The sequence below is a fragment of the Asaia sp. SF2.1 genome (assembly GCF_000505765.1).
Lineage (GTDB): Bacteria > Pseudomonadota > Alphaproteobacteria > Acetobacterales > Acetobacteraceae > Asaia > Asaia bogorensis.
Map to the genome: position 1 here is coordinate 13,755 of NZ_AYXS01000016.1, position 14,588 is coordinate 28,342.

A 14,588-nucleotide genomic window follows, 5' to 3' on the forward strand; every position below is an offset into this window, starting at 1 on the left:
GGTCGATCTTGTACCGGATTGCTGCTGTCGGGAGCGCCTGATTATAGTCTGTCGTGACGTACTTATTGCGTACATCCGGCAGGTAATTCGTCCCCGAGCGCTTGACGATGGAGTATTTCAGGCCCGCATCAATCGTGAGTTTGCCGCGCAGCAGCGACAAGCTATCGCCAATGAACGGCGTGTGAACCTGCGTCTGCGTCAGCGTGTTACGATACTGTGCCTTGGCACCGTTGCTCAGCACCACGTTGTTTTCGTCACCCCACTGGCTGAGCGGTGTACCGTCGGCGCCGACAAAGCTGTAGGGAGCCGTCTGACGCTGCTTGGCATATTCGAACCAGTAGCCAATCATCAGGCGGTTGATGCCAGTGGTCAACGTCAGTTTGGTGGTGGCACCCGGACGATAGGTTTCGGTAAGCGAGGGATTATAGAGAACCTGCATCCCCTTGCCGGCGCCATTGACCGTACCAGCCAATGTCTGCCTGCCATAAACGAATTTCGACATATCGGTGTATTGGGCACCGCCGCCATTACCATAGCCGTACCAGAAATAGGGCGTCTCGGTCAGGACGAGGTGATCGTTGAGACGGAAGGTCGAGGGCATGGAGGCGTAGATATTGGTGAAGGGGTTCGGGCGGGTCTTGTAGTAATTGGACGAGCCAGCCTTTGCCGGAGTGTAGTAATTGGCCTCATAAACCGTGTTTGGCGGGTCGGACGGGCCGAGGCCGCTGCCGCCCACCGGGTTGGTAAAGCCTGTGCCCCACTTGTCCCAGCTCGCCTTGGTGACGTTGGGATAGGCATTGTTCTGGATGTTATTGCCCACCACAGCCAGGGAGACCCGGTTTCCGTCGCCCCAGTCATTCACGATCTTCATCTCGCCATGCTTCTTGTTGTCCCAGCCAGGGCCACGCCAATGATCCTGACGCCCCTGAGAGTAGGAGAAGTAGGAGCGCAGATTGGTGTTGCCGATCTTGCCGGTATCAAAACGCAGGAAGCCGCGTGTTGCATTGAACGAACCATAGGTTACATCGACCATGCCGCCCATCTTGTTCTTCGGGTCGATCATGTACATGTCGACCACACCGCCCGAAGCACTGATATGAGGGCTGTCGAGGTCGGCAGAGCCCTGAGCAAGGCGCACGGTTTTCAGATTTTCCGCATCAACAATTTCCTGCGGATAGACAGCGAAATTGCCGATATCGTTGATAGGGAACCCTTCAAGGGTAAAGCCCATCTGGGATTCCGTCAGGCCTCGTACGGAGAGGTTGCCGCCCGTCATGCCCAACGGGTCGGTGTCTGACACATTGGCGCCCGGCAGCAGGGCGATAAGCTGCATCGGGTTCAACGCAGGGTTTTGTTTGGCAATGAAGTCGCGCGTTACGGCCGAGACCGATTTCGGGCTGTCAGAAGGCGTCATCAGACCGCCGCCGAAGGCGCGACGCGTAACACCATCCCCATAATTATGTCCTGTGACTTCGATGCGCTCGTCAGTTGGCGAGGTTGCGCCAAGCATGGAAGGGGCAGAGGCATCTCTGGTGACAGATCGTCCATTGGGGCTGCTGCTCTGAGCGGCAGCTTTTCCCTGCGAGGTGTCTGAGTTGAGATGGATGTCTGCCGACTTGGCGCTGGCAGCTGATAGAGTCAGCGCTACAAGCGCGGTTGTGCCGAACAAGAGGGCCGTGCGTGAAAACATGATGTCGATCTTCCGTGCCGGGGGGCGGCTTCAGTATCACTATGTAACGTTACGGCTCGCAACTGCGCCTCGAAGCACCGGAACGTGGCGCTGCGAGGAGCATTTAAAAAACCGCAACATCTTGCAGGGCCTCGTTTAAAAGAAAATTTATTACAGTGATGTGAAATGGAACGATAGTGAATCATGATCCTGTCCACTATGTCAGAAAAGCCACAATTGATACGTTTCGACATAATTTAGGGGAGAGCAACGGCCTCGCGTTGCCAGAGAAGCGCGAGGCTACGTTGTCATCACACACCCGCGTGGATGTCACCACGCCGGAGCGTCATAAGGGGGGATACCCTGCGGATTACCCATAGGGGGGCGATCAAACCTGCCGCCTGTGCATCGAGCCGCGGGATGATCCATTTCAGGCGCTGAAACCGAAGCGCTCCCGCCTGAAGAATTAGGCCGGGAGCGGCTCGATGCCTTCCTCGGTGCCGGGGTCGGTCAATGGGGGGCGGCCGTCGAATGGCAGGTCGTCCATCGTCATGGCCAGCATGGCAAGGGCCATCTCACGCTCACCCATGATCACGTGATCAGCGCCGAGCTCCTTCAGATGGTCGACGGCGCTATCGAAATGAGCCCGTGCCACAATCCGTAGCCCAGGGTTGAGGGACCTGGCCTGAGCGATGATCTGGCCAGCTTCGAAGGGTTCGGGAATGGCCACCATCAATAGCCGTGCCTGTTCGAGGTTCATGGCTTTCATGACGCGTGACTCTGCCGCATTGGCAAGCATGAGCTCGACATCGGGCAAGGAGGCGAGGCTGTCGGGTATCTTTCCGGTTTCAACCACCAGAACCGGCCAGCCATTCTGAACAAGACCATCGACAACCAGACGTCCCACCCGTCCGCACCCGACGACGACAGCATGCCCGACCAGGGCCGTCGGCGCTGGAGGCGGGAGCAGAATACCTCCCTCTTCCTTCGCGGGCGTCTCTGGTGCAGGGCTGTGCCGCGTGATCCACGCTTCGATGCGCTGGGTCGCCATGAGGATAAACGGGTTGCTTAGAATCGACAGGATCGACGCGCCAAGAATCAGATCCTGTGCCTGACCGTCCAGAACCTTCATCTTCATACCCAGCGCGGCAAGGATGAAGGAAAATTCGCCGATCTGGGCAAGGCCGCTCGCGATGAAGAGCGTGGTATTCCACGGCTGACGCAAGAGGCGAAGAATGGCGATGACGGCAAGGGGTGTGCCGACCAGGATAACCAGAAAGGTCAGGATGAGCGGGACAGGTTGCCGTATCAGCACGAGGGGGTTGAAGAGCATCCCGACCGAGATGAAGAACAATACGGCGAAGGCATCTCGAAGGGGGAGGGTCTCGGCTGCAGCGCGATGGCTCAGTTCGGACTCGCTCAGGACCATGCCGGCAACAAAGGCACCGAGGGCAAACGAAACGTCGAACCATTCGGTCGCAATGAAAGCCACACCCAGCGCGAGCGCAAGCAGCGCAAGACGGAACAGCTCACGTGATCCCGTATGGGCCACGTAGTGCAGGATGGCCGGGATGACCCGTCGCCCGATTACCAGCATCAGGGCCATGAACGCCGCGACCTTCCCCAGGGTCAGTGCAATCGCCACAGCAAGACCTGAGAGACTGATGCTGGAATTGCTTCCGCCGCTCATGATCGGCGCAAAGATCGGCAGAAGCACCAGAGCCAGAACGGTCACGAGATCCTGGATAATGAGCCATCCGACCGAGAGCCTGCCGCGCTCGGTCTCGATCAGGCGTTGTTCCTGCAGGGTTCGCAGCAAGACAACCGTACTGGCGACACTGAGCGCAATACCGAAGATCAGGCAGGCACCAGGCGACATGCCTAGCGCCCAGGCAACGCCGGCACCGATCAGGATGGAAGCGGTGATCTGCAGTAACGCGCCTGGGACGGCTATGGCTTTGACCGATATCAGGTCCTTCAGGGAGAAATGAAGCCCGACGCCGAACATGAGCAGAATGATGCCTATTTCGGAAAGCTCGGCAGCGAGGGGCTGATCAGCGACGAAACCCGGTGTGAAGGGCCCTACGGCGATACCCGCAAGGAGATATCCCACCAATGGGGATATCCGGATACGCTGAGCAATTGTGCCGAGGATGAACGCAAGCCCGAGACCAATGACGAGGATACCAATCAGGGGCGTGTCGTGATTCATCGTAACTCGAAATCCTGAACATGGAGACAAGATAAAGATATATAAACGATACAGAAATAATCTGGCCAGTTTCGCAATGTGTCACACGAGCAATCTGAAGCAGGATGAGGGCTTCGTGACGCGTAATCCGTTGGAAGATCACGATATACGCCCGGTGCAAGGCGAACGTAACTAACAGGCTCCCCTCGTTTGTGATGCTTTCATCTTGCCGACTATTGTGGGTTCGCATAACGAGGACTGACAGAGCGCAGTTGCCATGACACTCTGTGTCTCACCACAAGTTGTGGTCGGATACCCCTCCCGGCGAGATCTGATGCTTCCGCCATCAGGCCGCGCCGACAGACATGGTTGTTCAGTCGAGTTTTTGCATCCGCCGCGCAGCCCGCTCATGTTCACGAAGGATGATGTCGAGGCCTGACTGGCAAGGCTGACCATCCTTCACGAGGATCCGGCCATTGACGATGGTTGTCCATGCTGTTGCCGGAGCACAGCGTAAAAGCGCTTCAACCGGGTCGCTGAGCGCCCCGGCCCTTGAGAAGGGGGGCAGTTCCCATATCACCAGATCGGCGCAAGCGCCCATGCGAAGATGGCCGATTTCATCCTCACGGCCCAAACAGGCCGCGCCGCCACGGGTTGCCATATCCAGCGCATCACGGGCTGTCATACTGTGCGGGCCATTGCGGTAGCGCCCCAGAAGCAATGCCATACGCGCTTCAAGCCAGAGGGACGCATGATCGGTCGAAGCAGAGCCGTCGCAGCCGAGCCCGACTTTCATGCCACGGCGTCGCATATCCATCGCATCCGCCGTGCCACCGCCGATCATCATGTTCGAGCAGGGGCATTGCGCCGTGCAGACACCCTTATGCGCCAGGCGATCGATCTCGTCACCACTGGGATAGATGTAATGCGCGACCCATGATCGCTCGCTGGCCCAGCCCGAACGCTCGAAATATTCTGTCGGGGTGCAGCCATACACGTCCTGACAATAACGGTCCTCGTCGTGGTCCTCCGCCAGATGGGTGTGCAGGCGCACATCGAGGCGCTCTGCCATGAGCGCGCTCTCTTTCATGATCGTTTCCGACACGCTGAACAGCGAGCAGGGTGCCAGCGCCACACGGATCATCGCGCCGCGGGAGGCGTCATGATAGGCGCTGATCAGGCGCTCACTGTCAGAAAGGATAACATCCTCGCTCTGCACCACGCTATCCGGTGGCAGGCCACCATCTTTCACCGAGCGCGTCATGGAGCCGCGCGTGGCATGAAAGCGAAAGCCGATATCCCTGGCAGCGCGGATCTGGGCATCGATCAGACGAGGCCGGGGGTGGACGTAATGATGATCCATCGATGTCGTGCAGCCACCGAGCAGTAATTCCATCATGGCGACGTAGGATGAGAGATAGACATTCTCCTCATCCAGCGTGGCCCAGAGTGGGTAGAGGCCCTGCAGCCATTCGAACAGGGTGCCATTCACGACTGGCGCGTAGGACCGCGTGAGGTTTTGGTACATATGGTGATGCGCATTCACCAGCCCTGGAGTGACAATCCGACCTGCCGCTGAGATCGTGCGGTCGGCTTCAGGTCTTGGGGTCGTCATGGAGCCAAAACCGCGGACCCGGCCATTTTCGAGATAAATCCAGCCATCCGCTATTTCATGGCCGCGATCGAGATAGAGATAGGCATCCGTGATCAGGATGGAGGGTGAGAAGGCGAGAGGCATGGCAGGCTCCTTCGAGCATGGTGCCGCCAGTATGATGGGGCACCCGGTTGTGCCGCACTTGGGGCGCCCATCTCACGGGGTGTCTCCGTCAGATAGGCTCCCGTTGGCCCTGTTCCGGATTGGCGGCGATCCGGATCGTCATCTCGCTTGGAAGAACGGGCGTAGAGATTATGGTGCCGTCAGGCGTGGTCCTTCCAGAAGCTGCGCTGCAACTCTGCGGCCTCATCCTCCAGCAATGGCCCCAGAACCTCCACCGGTGTCTGTCCAGCGGAGAAAACCACCCGGCAGGGCAGATCGAGTGTCGGATTTTCAGGATGGGCGCCAGTCATGGCCTTGAGATGGGCCTCGGACTGCCCGTACACGACCCGACCGATCCCCGCCCAGTAGATTGCCCCGGCGCACATGGCACAGGGCTCGGCAGAACTGTACAGTGTGTAACCGCGCAATCTTGTTGCTCCGAACATGCGGCTCGCCCGGCTGGCAAGAAGGCGCTCGGCATGAGCTGTCATGTCCTGTCCCTCGGTGCTGTAGCCATTGCCCTGTTCCATGACGAGCTCGCCGGTTTCATCCACCAACAGGGCACCGAAGGGATGATCGCCCGCAAGGCGGGACCGGTTGGCGACCTCAAAGGCCTGACGAAGAAACGTTAGATCGGTCTCGCTCGGGGAATGGCTCATGGTCTTTTCTTTCGTCAGGCGGCGGCTCTGGCGGCGCCCGCGCCAAATGTGACACCACGGGCCTTGAGCCAGCGGCGATAGGCCACCGATGAACGGTCTGCCAGGGTGGGAATCTCGCTCGCGGCATCGAGCGGCATGGCAACCGGCCGCTGGCTTTCCAGAATGATGCGATCCTGCAAAAAGATCGTCTGCTGGAACTCTACCAGAGCATCAAGATCGGAGTGATCGTCGAGAAGAAACATGACCGGGTGGGCACGACATGTGCCGGCGGTCATGGGCTGGACGAACAGCGCAATCACGTCCTTGCGTTGGTCATCACCGGGGCTGGTCTTGTAAAGCAGCGTCGCGAACGGACCGGCAATACGGTAAATGTAGTCGGTCATGATGCCGCCTTCAGCCGAGAGCGCGGCTTGCGGCTGGAAAAACCGGCAATCCGTCGCCCAGATCTCCTTGCCGTCATCGCGTGTTTCGACGGTGTAACGCTGGACCTCGGTATGCGGCTCTGCGCCAAGTATGTCGGTATGCACAAAGGGGAAATGCGCCATATCGAGAAAGTTCTCAACCACGCGTAGCCCGGAAGCATTGACGGCCACCGACCCGCAGCACACAAGTCGGCGGTCGGATTCATCGGCCTCATCGATACGGATCATGGCATCACGAAGAGAAGGATCCGTCGCGAGACTGGTCCAGACATAGCCGTAACGCTCGCAGCAGGGCAGGGCATGCGCGCCATGTGCGACCTCGACCGTACCATCCGCCATGCGGCGGAAACGAACGACGACACCGAGTAGCATGGTTTGCACCCAATCGTCAGACAAGGCCTCGATCATCCCGAGTGGATACCACTGGCTGAGTGAGACCGTATCCACATTTGCTGGTGAGGTCATCCTGACAGGCATCCTCGTCGTTGCGATAACGGTTACATTAATAGTGGTCCTGCACTTGTCAAAAAAAATATTACTGGCAGGATCAGCTGGTATGCAACGCCGTGATGCGGGAGCGAGGGACTATAGCCACTGCACTTCATCTCACAGGTCATTTCGACACTGAAGCGTTCCGGTGTTTTGCCGAGGGCCGCGCACGCCTTCTGTCACTCGATATGCGCACAGAGCGTCTGGAGGCGACCGATATCGTGTTTGTCGTGAAAGGTGCGCAGCCGCTTGTAGGGATGTTCGTGATGGCCTGTCTGGTTGGCCCGGTGGGTTGCCTCGTCAATGACTGGACAGAAGGATACCGGCGATGATCCCTGTTGCTCTGTCAAAGGATCTGGCCCCGGGTGATATTGCCCCTGCCCGCCATAGGGGCCTGTCGCTCGTGCTTTGGCGCGATGAGGCGGGCATCGCGCATGCCTGGGAGGATCGTTGCCCTCATCGCGGCGTACGCCTCAGCCTTGGCTTCATGCGTGATAATCGTCTGGCCTGTCTTTATCACGGTTGGCAGTTCGATACCGAGGGGCGCTGTCGTGCCATACCGGCCCATCCTGAGGTCAATCCGCCCTCGACCATACGAACACGCCCCTATGAGCTGATCGAAAAGGCCGGGATGATCTGGGTCGATCTCAGCTCAGGCGATGACCGCCCTCTGATCGCCCCGGCAGAAGGGGGCTGGCATGGTGCGCGAAGCCTTGCCACACGGGCCACCGAGCACGACACGCGAGCAGCCCTCGTGATGGATGAGGGACAATGGCGCCTCTCTGCCGACCGCCTGCTGGCGCTGCATACGCCCGAGGAAGGAATCACCATGGTCCATCTCGCTGTACGCGATGCCTCGCATCGGGAGCAGGCGGCGGCATGGCTGCTCCGGCTGCGTGACACGCTGGAGGAGACATCATGCTGACGCTCAATGGCTGGATGATCGATGAGCGCAGCTATGCGGCCCGTCTTGCGGCATCGTTGATGGATATCCCTCTGGCATTCGCCACCGATCGTCGCGCGGAAACCTTCGGCCCGACCCTGACTGATGAGATGGTCTCCTGTGTCGGCCTTTATGAGATTCTCGAGCATTTCTCACGCGCGTCAGAGACTGGCTGGCTCTGGCCCGAGGGCGAGGCGCGGCAGGTCATGAAATGGGCGCTCGATGGGATAGAGCTTTTTTCAGAGGCACGACGCGAGGCTCTGGCGGCGACACTTCCGCGCGAGGCCGAGACTGAGCCTGTCACGTTCCTGTTTCGCGAGATGGAAGATCGTCTGTCTGCGGGGGCATTCCGGGATGAGATCTGGTTTTCGGGCCGCATGATCGGCTTTGTGGATGTGATCCTCTTCCCGGTCGCCGCGCTGGCGCATGATCTGGGCGTTGCAATGGATCTGTATCCCGCTCTTCGACGCTTCATCCGTCAGGTCCGGCAGTTGCCCGGCTTTATCGTCATGCCGGGGATCGCCTCATGTCACTGAAACGACCTGCTCTCCTGACCCGCCGTGGGCTGTTGGCCGCGGGTGGATGTGCCGCTCTGGCAGGAAGGGCAAGCGCCGCACCACGCTTTGCCCCGATCGCCGAGGAGGATCTGCTTGTCGGGTTCGGCCATACCAGCCCGATTAATGATGGCGGCTGGACACAGATGCATGACAAGGCCATTCGTGCCCTTAAATCGCATTTCCCGCGCATGCGCTCGCTTTATGTCGAGAGCATACCGTACTCGGCTGACGCAACCCGACTGTTCAGGCAGTTTGTGGCTGAGGGCGCACAGATGGTGATCTCCACCTCGGATTATGGTGATTTCATCAAGGACGTTGCGGATCAGGCGCCGGATGTGGGCTTTCTCGAATGTGACGGCAATAATGTCACGGGTAATCTGGGCTGGTATTACATCACCCACTGGTACGCCAGCTACGTGATTGGCATCGCCGCTGCCCGCCTGAGTCACAACGGCAGGCTGGGTTATATCGCCTCCTTTCCGACAACATCGGTCATTGCCAGCGCAAATGCGACGCTGCTTGGCGCCCGTTCGCTCAATCCGGAGGCGACCATGCGGGTCATTTCCATCAACTCCTGGTTCGATCCCCAGGCCGCGGCCTCGGCGGGTGCAGCTCTGATCGATAGCGGCTGCGACTTCCTGTGCGGCATCATGGACGACCCCGGTTATCTGCGCGTCGCGCAGCAACGGGGTGTCTGGGCCGCCATGTGGAACACCGATATGCGCCAGTTCGGGCCTGACGCCTATGTCAGCTCTGTCGTGCTGGATTTCGAGGATTATTACCGCGAGACGATCGCCGCACGCATTGCCGGGCGCTGGCGCCCCACCGGCACTTTCCTCAAGCTCGGTCATGGTGTCGATCGCGATGTCTGGGGCAAGAATGTGCCTGATTCCATCCGTCGCGAAGCCGATGCGGCGCGGGAGCGCATGCTGGCGGGCTGGTCGCCCTTCACCGGGCCGATAAGAGACTCCAAGGGGCAGATCCGCGTGCCGGCGGGACACACCATGAGCGACATGGAAATCTTCCACTGGAACTGGCAGGTCGAGGGAGTATCGGGACTTGTCTGACCTCTCACATCTCGCGGAAGCCAGACCGGATAATCTGCCGCCCGGTGCACCGCCTCTGCTTACCCTCTCCGGAATCGCGAAGTATTTTCCCGGTGTGGTCGCAAACAAGGATGTCACGATCGATTTCTACCCCGGCGAGATTCATGCGCTGCTGGGTGAAAATGGTGCGGGCAAATCCACGCTCATGAATATCGTGACCGGCCTTTACCAGCCCGATGAGGGCGAGTTGATCCTCGATGGTTATGGTGTGCGCCTCGAAAGCCCCGAAGCAGCAATTGCGGCCGGGATCGGTATGGTGCATCAGCATTTCAAGCTGGTATCGCGTTTCACCGTTGCGGAAAATCTGGCGCTGGGGTGGCGCGAAACCGGTAAATGGCTCTCTGCAAAAACGCTCGCCCGACGTGCAGAGGCGGAAGTCGCCCGGTTTGGTCTCGACATCCGGCCTCAGGCTCCCATCGACAGCCTGACCTCTGGCGAGCAGCAGCGCGTTGAAATCCTGCGTGTCCTCTCCCGCGGGGCACGCCTGCTTATCCTTGACGAGCCGACAGCTGTGCTGAGCCCGCTTGAAGTGGGTGAGCTTTATGCCGCATTGCGTCGTTTTCGCGATGGGGGCGGGGCCGTTATCCTGATCAGTCACAAGCTTGATGAGATCATGGCTTTGGCGGATCGCGTAACTGTGCTGCGTCATGGCCGTGTCGCTGGCAGCCACAGGGTGGACCACACTGACCCGGCCACCCTTGTAACCGAGATGATCGGACGTCCTGTCGAGCAAAAGACGTCTTATCCACGCACGACGCCTCAGGGGAAGAGCGAGACGGTCATGCGGCTGCACGAGGTGAGCTTTCGGGATAGCGCGGGTCGCCTGCGGTTGCATCCGCTCTCGCTCGACATCAGGGCGGGCGAGATCCTTGGGGTGGCGGGCGTGACAGGCAATGGCCAATCCGAGCTGGCTGATCTGCTCGCCGGACTCAACGCGCCGCTGACAGGTTCTGTCCATGTCGGTTCGACAGACATGCGCGGGCAGGGGCCGGATGCCTTTCGTGAGGCCGGCATTGGCTATGTTCCCGAGGACAGGCTGCACAAGGCCCTCGCCCCGGCGCTCGGCGTGACCGAGAATGCCGTCATGCGCGTGTTTCGCTCGCACCCGGTCGGCGGGCGGATGGCCTACCACGCCAGTCAGGCGCGCGCGTTCACGAAAAGCTTGCTCGAACAGGCGCGTGTGACGGTGAAGGACCCATCCACGCCGATGCGTGGTCTCTCGGGTGGCAATCAGCAGCGCATGGTTCTGGCCCGTGAGCGGATGATCAGTCACCGCGCCCTGATTGCGAGCTATCCGAGCCGTGGTCTTGATATCGGGGCGATCTCCCTGATGCGTGAGACACTGGCCGAAATCCGTGACGAGGGACGGGCCGTTGTGCTCGTGTCGGAAGATCTGGATGAACTGATGGCGCTGAGCGACCGGATTGCGGTGCTGTGCGCCGGTATGTTGATGACCATCGTCGAGCGCAAGGATTTTGACAGGGCGAGATTGGGCGCTTTGATGAGTGGCCGCGCAGGGGAGACCGCAGCATGAGCCGAAGAATTCGCCTTGCTGTGGTTCCGGCCCGCCGTATCCTGATCGGGCGCCTTCTGGCATTGGGCTTCGTTGCGCTCGTGCTGGCGCTCGTTCTGGCCATTCTCGGTTTGCCGCTTGGTATGGTGCTGGGACTTGTCGTAACCTCGACCTTCGGTACTGTTTTCGGTCTCGAAAATCTCGCGCTCTACATGACGCCCTTGCTTATGACGGGTGGTGCGGTGTGGTTGTCTCTTCGCGCCGGGCTATGGAATATTGGCGCCGAGGGCCAGTTTCTCGCAGGTGCCACGGCAGCGTCGGCTGTGGCCCTGTTCCTTCCCATGCCATTGCCACTTTCCTTGCCTCTGGCGATGCTTGCCAGTCTGGCGGCTGGCGCCGCGTGGAGCGCCGTGCCGGCCGCAGGGCGGGCATGGCTTGGCGTCAGTGAAATCATCACCACGCTTTTGCTCAATTTCATCGCGTCGTTCGTCGTCTATTACCTCGTCACAGGCCCCTGGGCCGATCACGTGACGGATGCGCAGGTGTCGAGCCAGCGTCTCTCGGTTGCCATCCCCACCATCTATGGCGTCGTGCACTGGGGGGGAATTGTTGCAATCGTTCTGGTCCTGGCTATCGGCTATCTCCTCAAGCGCAGCCGTTTCGGTTACGAGCTGACGCTGTGCGGGTCCAATCCCGAGGCCGCGCGCTATGCCGGGATCAGGGTTGCACCACGGCTTTTCGTCGCCCTTATGGCGTCCGGCGCCCTTGCCGGACTTGGAGGGATGATGGAGGCGCTGGGTACGGTACACCGGCTTCAGGGCGGCCTCGCGCACGGCTATGGCTATCTCGGTATCGTGGTCGCGTTGCTTGCGCGCCATTCCGCCTATGCCCTTATCCCTGCTTCGTTTCTGATGGCAGTGATCCTTAATACCGGGATCGTTTTGCAGACCTTGCAGGTCAGCGCGTCCTCCGTACTGGCGATCACGGGTTTGCTGGTTTTTGCCATTGCGGTGAGTGACGAGCTTGCAGCCTATGTGCGTCTGGAGACACAGAAATGACGGTGTGGATCCCTCTGGTTCTTCATGCGCTGGCCTATGGCAGTATCCTCGCTCTGGCCGCGCAAGGCGAAGTCATTGCCGAACGCGCTGGGGTCATCAACCTTGGTGTCGAGGGGCTCATGGCCCTTGGTGCGGTTGTCGCCGTGCTTGCCGCTGATGCCTCCATGTCGCCCTGGATGGGCTGTCTGGCGGCGCTTTGCACGGGTGGTGCAGGGGCGCTCGTGCTCGGGCTTGCTACGGTCAATGTCTCGGCCAATCAGACACTCTGCGGCGTCGCCCTGACCTTTCTTGGGTTGGGGCTGAGCGCGGTTATCGGCCATGCCGTTGCAGGCTTGCCCGTTGCCGCGGTTTTCGACAACTGGGCGATCCCGGGTTTGAGCAGCTTGCCGGGCATTGGGGTTCTGTTCAGTCAAAGCCCGTTCGTCTATCTCGCCTTCGTCATCCTGCCCGCTTTGTGCCATTGCGTCCTTTTCCGCTCCCGCCTCGGGCTGAGCCTGCGTTCGGTGGGCGAAAATCCTGCGGCGGCTGATGCTGTCGGTATTCCGGTGCGCCGCTATCGACTAAGTGCCGTGGTAGCTGGCGGAGCGCTGGCCGGTCTGGCTGGTGCCGACATGACCCTGTCGGTCATGCCCGTCTGGTCAGAGGGCATGATTGCCGGTCGTGGATGGATTGCCGTGGCGCTGGTCATTTTCTGCGGTTACCGCCCGATTTTTGCGGCGCTGTCGTCCCTGTTATTCGGGCTCGTCATGTCGCTCAGCTTCTTCGGACAGGCGCAGGGCTGGCCGATTGCCCCGGCCATCCTGAACATGACCCCTTATCTCGGCACCATTATGTTCATGATCCTGCCCGCTCTCCTGCTGCCCGGTATGCGTCGCCTGATGGCGGCGCCCGCCGCACTGGGCACACCTTATTTTCGTGAGGAACGCTAGACGGCTCCGAAAGCGGGAGGGGCCTCACGTTTTCAGGGGGGCTTCCCTCCGTATCCTTTTCTGCTGGTGTCAGAACGACCAGACCGCGTCGCATGAGAACCAGAGCATATTATTCGTGCCATGGCGCACAACAGGATCTTCAACCGTTGCCGCACGATTGAATGGCTGTGTTCCGTTGAGCGATTTGTCCAGTCTGATTTCGGGGCGGACCTGAAACTTGCCGAACTTGATATGGCGATTGACGAACTCAGGCTTGTAGGTGACCCCGACCGTCAACGCACCATAGGTTGTCGGGAGCGCGATATAGTAAGGGTAGGGCGCGTTACGCAGCATATCGGTGTATGACGTCGTGCTGGTATAGGCGGCAATCGTGGTGCCAGTATTGTCGCGAAAGATTTCGCCACGGAGATTGAGCCTCAGCGAAGGATTGATGTCCCAGGCGAGGTAGCTGGTCACACCATAGGCGTCATCACGCGTGATATCATCATGCATGTAGGTGGCATTGAGCGTGGCCGCCAGGCGATCACTGAAGTGATAGGTCAGCAGGACATCGCCATTATAAAGCATTTTGCTATTGGCAGCGCGGCCAATTCCGATACTGGTCCAGCCATCGGCAGAGAAACGGGTTGGCCCATTGTTACCTTGTGGCCCAAAATGCCCGATAACGTGCCCGTCCAGTTTACCATTCATCATATGCGCAAATGCGAGGCCGATATAGCCTTTCGGACGACTGTTATTGCCCGCTCCTCCGAAAGTGGTTGAATTTCCGGCATCCACACCCAGAATACCATCCAGTTGTTCGGTCAGATGAATGGTCGAGAGAACCCCGACCGTTTCGAATGGAACGATATAGGCGGAGGCATAATTGAACGTGTAAAGCGGTCGTGCCAGCGCCGGGGTACCCTCTGCTCCGAGCAGGCCATAGATCTGCCCGATCTGGAAATCGATCCCCCGTGATACCAGCCAAGGCGCATGTAGATCGATATGAGCCTGCGTCGGGGCGATCTGATAGAGCCCGGTGATGAGCTTGTCCGCCATCCCGATTGTGGGGTCGAAACGGGCGTCAGAGCCGTAAAGGATCTCGGCAACGAAGCCGATGCCATACCCGCCGCCGATCGCTGTTACCGGGTGCGATATCGACCCGAGAACCTGATTGAGGGTCAGCGTGTTGGCGCGATCTGTATAGAACTGGCCGAAATTGCGCCCCGAGCGTGTCCACGGGTTGCCGGCGATGCCACCCTGCACGCTGAGATGCGCCTCAAGCCCGTCCCAGTAATCAGGAGCCTTGCCGGGTGG

General features: G+C 59.7%; 13 protein-coding genes. 7 read left to right on the forward strand and 6 right to left on the reverse strand.

Going from position 1 to position 14,588, the window contains the following annotated elements; genetic code table 11:
* The 5 genes from P792_RS28595 to P792_RS28615 form a co-directional block, all read right to left on the reverse strand.
* Nucleotides 1-1,690, reverse strand: a 1,690-nt coding sequence (locus tag P792_RS28595) for a TonB-dependent receptor (RefSeq protein WP_035439899.1), incomplete at its 3' end; no start/stop codon positions are given.
* A gap of 445 nt (nucleotides 1,691-2,135) precedes the next feature.
* Entirely contained in the window at nucleotides 2,136-3,881 is a 1,746-nt protein-coding gene (gene ybaL / locus P792_RS28600; protein WP_023978749.1) for a YbaL family putative K(+) efflux transporter, read from the reverse strand.
* Between the two features lie 352 nt (nucleotides 3,882-4,233).
* Nucleotides 4,234-5,598, reverse strand: a complete 1,365-nt coding sequence (locus tag P792_RS28605) for an 8-oxoguanine deaminase (RefSeq protein WP_031240827.1) — start codon at nucleotides 5,596-5,598, stop codon at nucleotides 4,234-4,236.
* Nucleotides 5,599-5,777: 179 nt separating this feature from the next.
* Nucleotides 5,778-6,275, reverse strand: coding sequence for a nucleoside deaminase (locus tag P792_RS28610; protein WP_023978751.1), 498 nt, complete (start codon nucleotides 6,273-6,275; stop codon nucleotides 5,778-5,780).
* 14 nt (nucleotides 6,276-6,289) lie between these two features.
* Entirely contained in the window at nucleotides 6,290-7,162 is an 873-nt protein-coding gene (locus P792_RS28615) for an aromatic ring-hydroxylating dioxygenase subunit alpha (RefSeq protein WP_023978752.1), read from the reverse strand.
* A 101-nt stretch (nucleotides 7,163-7,263) separates the two neighbouring features.
* Between P792_RS28615 and P792_RS28620 the strand changes: the two genes are divergently transcribed.
* Genes P792_RS28620 through P792_RS28650 form a run of 7 tightly spaced genes read left to right on the forward strand, consistent with a single transcriptional unit; the run spans nucleotide 7,264 to nucleotide 13,292 of the window.
* On the forward strand, nucleotides 7,264-7,518 hold the full coding sequence (locus P792_RS28620) for a hypothetical protein (protein ID WP_152530199.1): 255 nt from the start codon (nucleotides 7,264-7,266) through the stop codon (nucleotides 7,516-7,518).
* The gene (locus P792_RS28625) at nucleotides 7,515-8,111 is read left to right on the forward strand and encodes a Rieske (2Fe-2S) protein (protein WP_023978754.1); all 597 of its coding nucleotides are present in this window, start codon (nucleotides 7,515-7,517) and stop codon (nucleotides 8,109-8,111) included. Before P792_RS28620 ends, P792_RS28625 begins: the two co-directional genes overlap by 4 nt.
* Entirely contained in the window at nucleotides 8,105-8,665 is a 561-nt protein-coding gene (locus P792_RS28630; RefSeq protein ID WP_023978755.1) for a glutathione S-transferase family protein, read from the forward strand. Before P792_RS28625 ends, P792_RS28630 begins: the two co-directional genes overlap by 7 nt.
* Entirely contained in the window at nucleotides 8,656-9,753 is a 1,098-nt protein-coding gene (locus P792_RS28635; protein ID WP_023978756.1) for a BMP family ABC transporter substrate-binding protein, read from the forward strand. Before P792_RS28630 ends, P792_RS28635 begins: the two co-directional genes overlap by 10 nt.
* Entirely contained in the window at nucleotides 9,746-11,326 is a 1,581-nt protein-coding gene (locus P792_RS28640; protein WP_023978757.1) for an ABC transporter ATP-binding protein, read from the forward strand. Before P792_RS28635 ends, P792_RS28640 begins: the two co-directional genes overlap by 8 nt.
* Nucleotides 11,323-12,363: an ABC transporter permease gene (locus P792_RS28645; RefSeq protein WP_023978758.1), complete on the forward strand. Its 1,041-nt coding sequence runs from the start codon at nucleotides 11,323-11,325 to the stop codon at nucleotides 12,361-12,363. Before P792_RS28640 ends, P792_RS28645 begins: the two co-directional genes overlap by 4 nt.
* Nucleotides 12,360-13,292, forward strand: a complete 933-nt coding sequence (locus P792_RS28650; RefSeq protein WP_023978759.1) for an ABC transporter permease — start codon at nucleotides 12,360-12,362, stop codon at nucleotides 13,290-13,292. The genes P792_RS28645 and P792_RS28650 overlap by 4 nt, the downstream gene beginning before the upstream one ends.
* Before the next feature lie 69 nt (nucleotides 13,293-13,361).
* Here the strand turns inward: P792_RS28650 and P792_RS28655 are convergent.
* A partial coding sequence (locus P792_RS28655; RefSeq protein WP_023978760.1) for an outer membrane beta-barrel protein occupies nucleotides 13,362-14,588 on the reverse strand: 1,227 nt, incomplete at its 5' end.

What these genes read in the sequence shown, in the direction of transcription:
- ybaL (WP_023978749.1), bottom strand. Translation starts at nt 3,881, where the DNA reads ATGAATCACGACACGCCCCTGATTGGTATCCTCGTCATTGGTCTCGGG.
- P792_RS28605 (WP_031240827.1), bottom strand. Translation starts at nt 5,598, where the DNA reads ATGCCTCTCGCCTTCTCACCCTCCATCCTGATCACGGATGCCTATCTC.
- P792_RS28610 (WP_023978751.1), bottom strand. Translation starts at nt 6,275, where the DNA reads ATGAGCCATTCCCCGAGCGAGACCGATCTAACGTTTCTTCGTCAGGCC.
- P792_RS28615 (WP_023978752.1), bottom strand. Translation starts at nt 7,162, where the DNA reads ATGACCTCACCAGCAAATGTGGATACGGTCTCACTCAGCCAGTGGTAT.
- P792_RS28625 (WP_023978754.1), top strand. Translation starts at nt 7,515, where the DNA reads ATGATCCCTGTTGCTCTGTCAAAGGATCTGGCCCCGGGTGATATTGCC.
- P792_RS28630 (WP_023978755.1), top strand. Translation starts at nt 8,105, where the DNA reads ATGCTGACGCTCAATGGCTGGATGATCGATGAGCGCAGCTATGCGGCC.
- P792_RS28635 (WP_023978756.1), top strand. Translation starts at nt 8,656, where the DNA reads ATGTCACTGAAACGACCTGCTCTCCTGACCCGCCGTGGGCTGTTGGCC.
- P792_RS28645 (WP_023978758.1), top strand. Translation starts at nt 11,323, where the DNA reads ATGAGCCGAAGAATTCGCCTTGCTGTGGTTCCGGCCCGCCGTATCCTG.
- P792_RS28650 (WP_023978759.1), top strand. Translation starts at nt 12,360, where the DNA reads ATGACGGTGTGGATCCCTCTGGTTCTTCATGCGCTGGCCTATGGCAGT.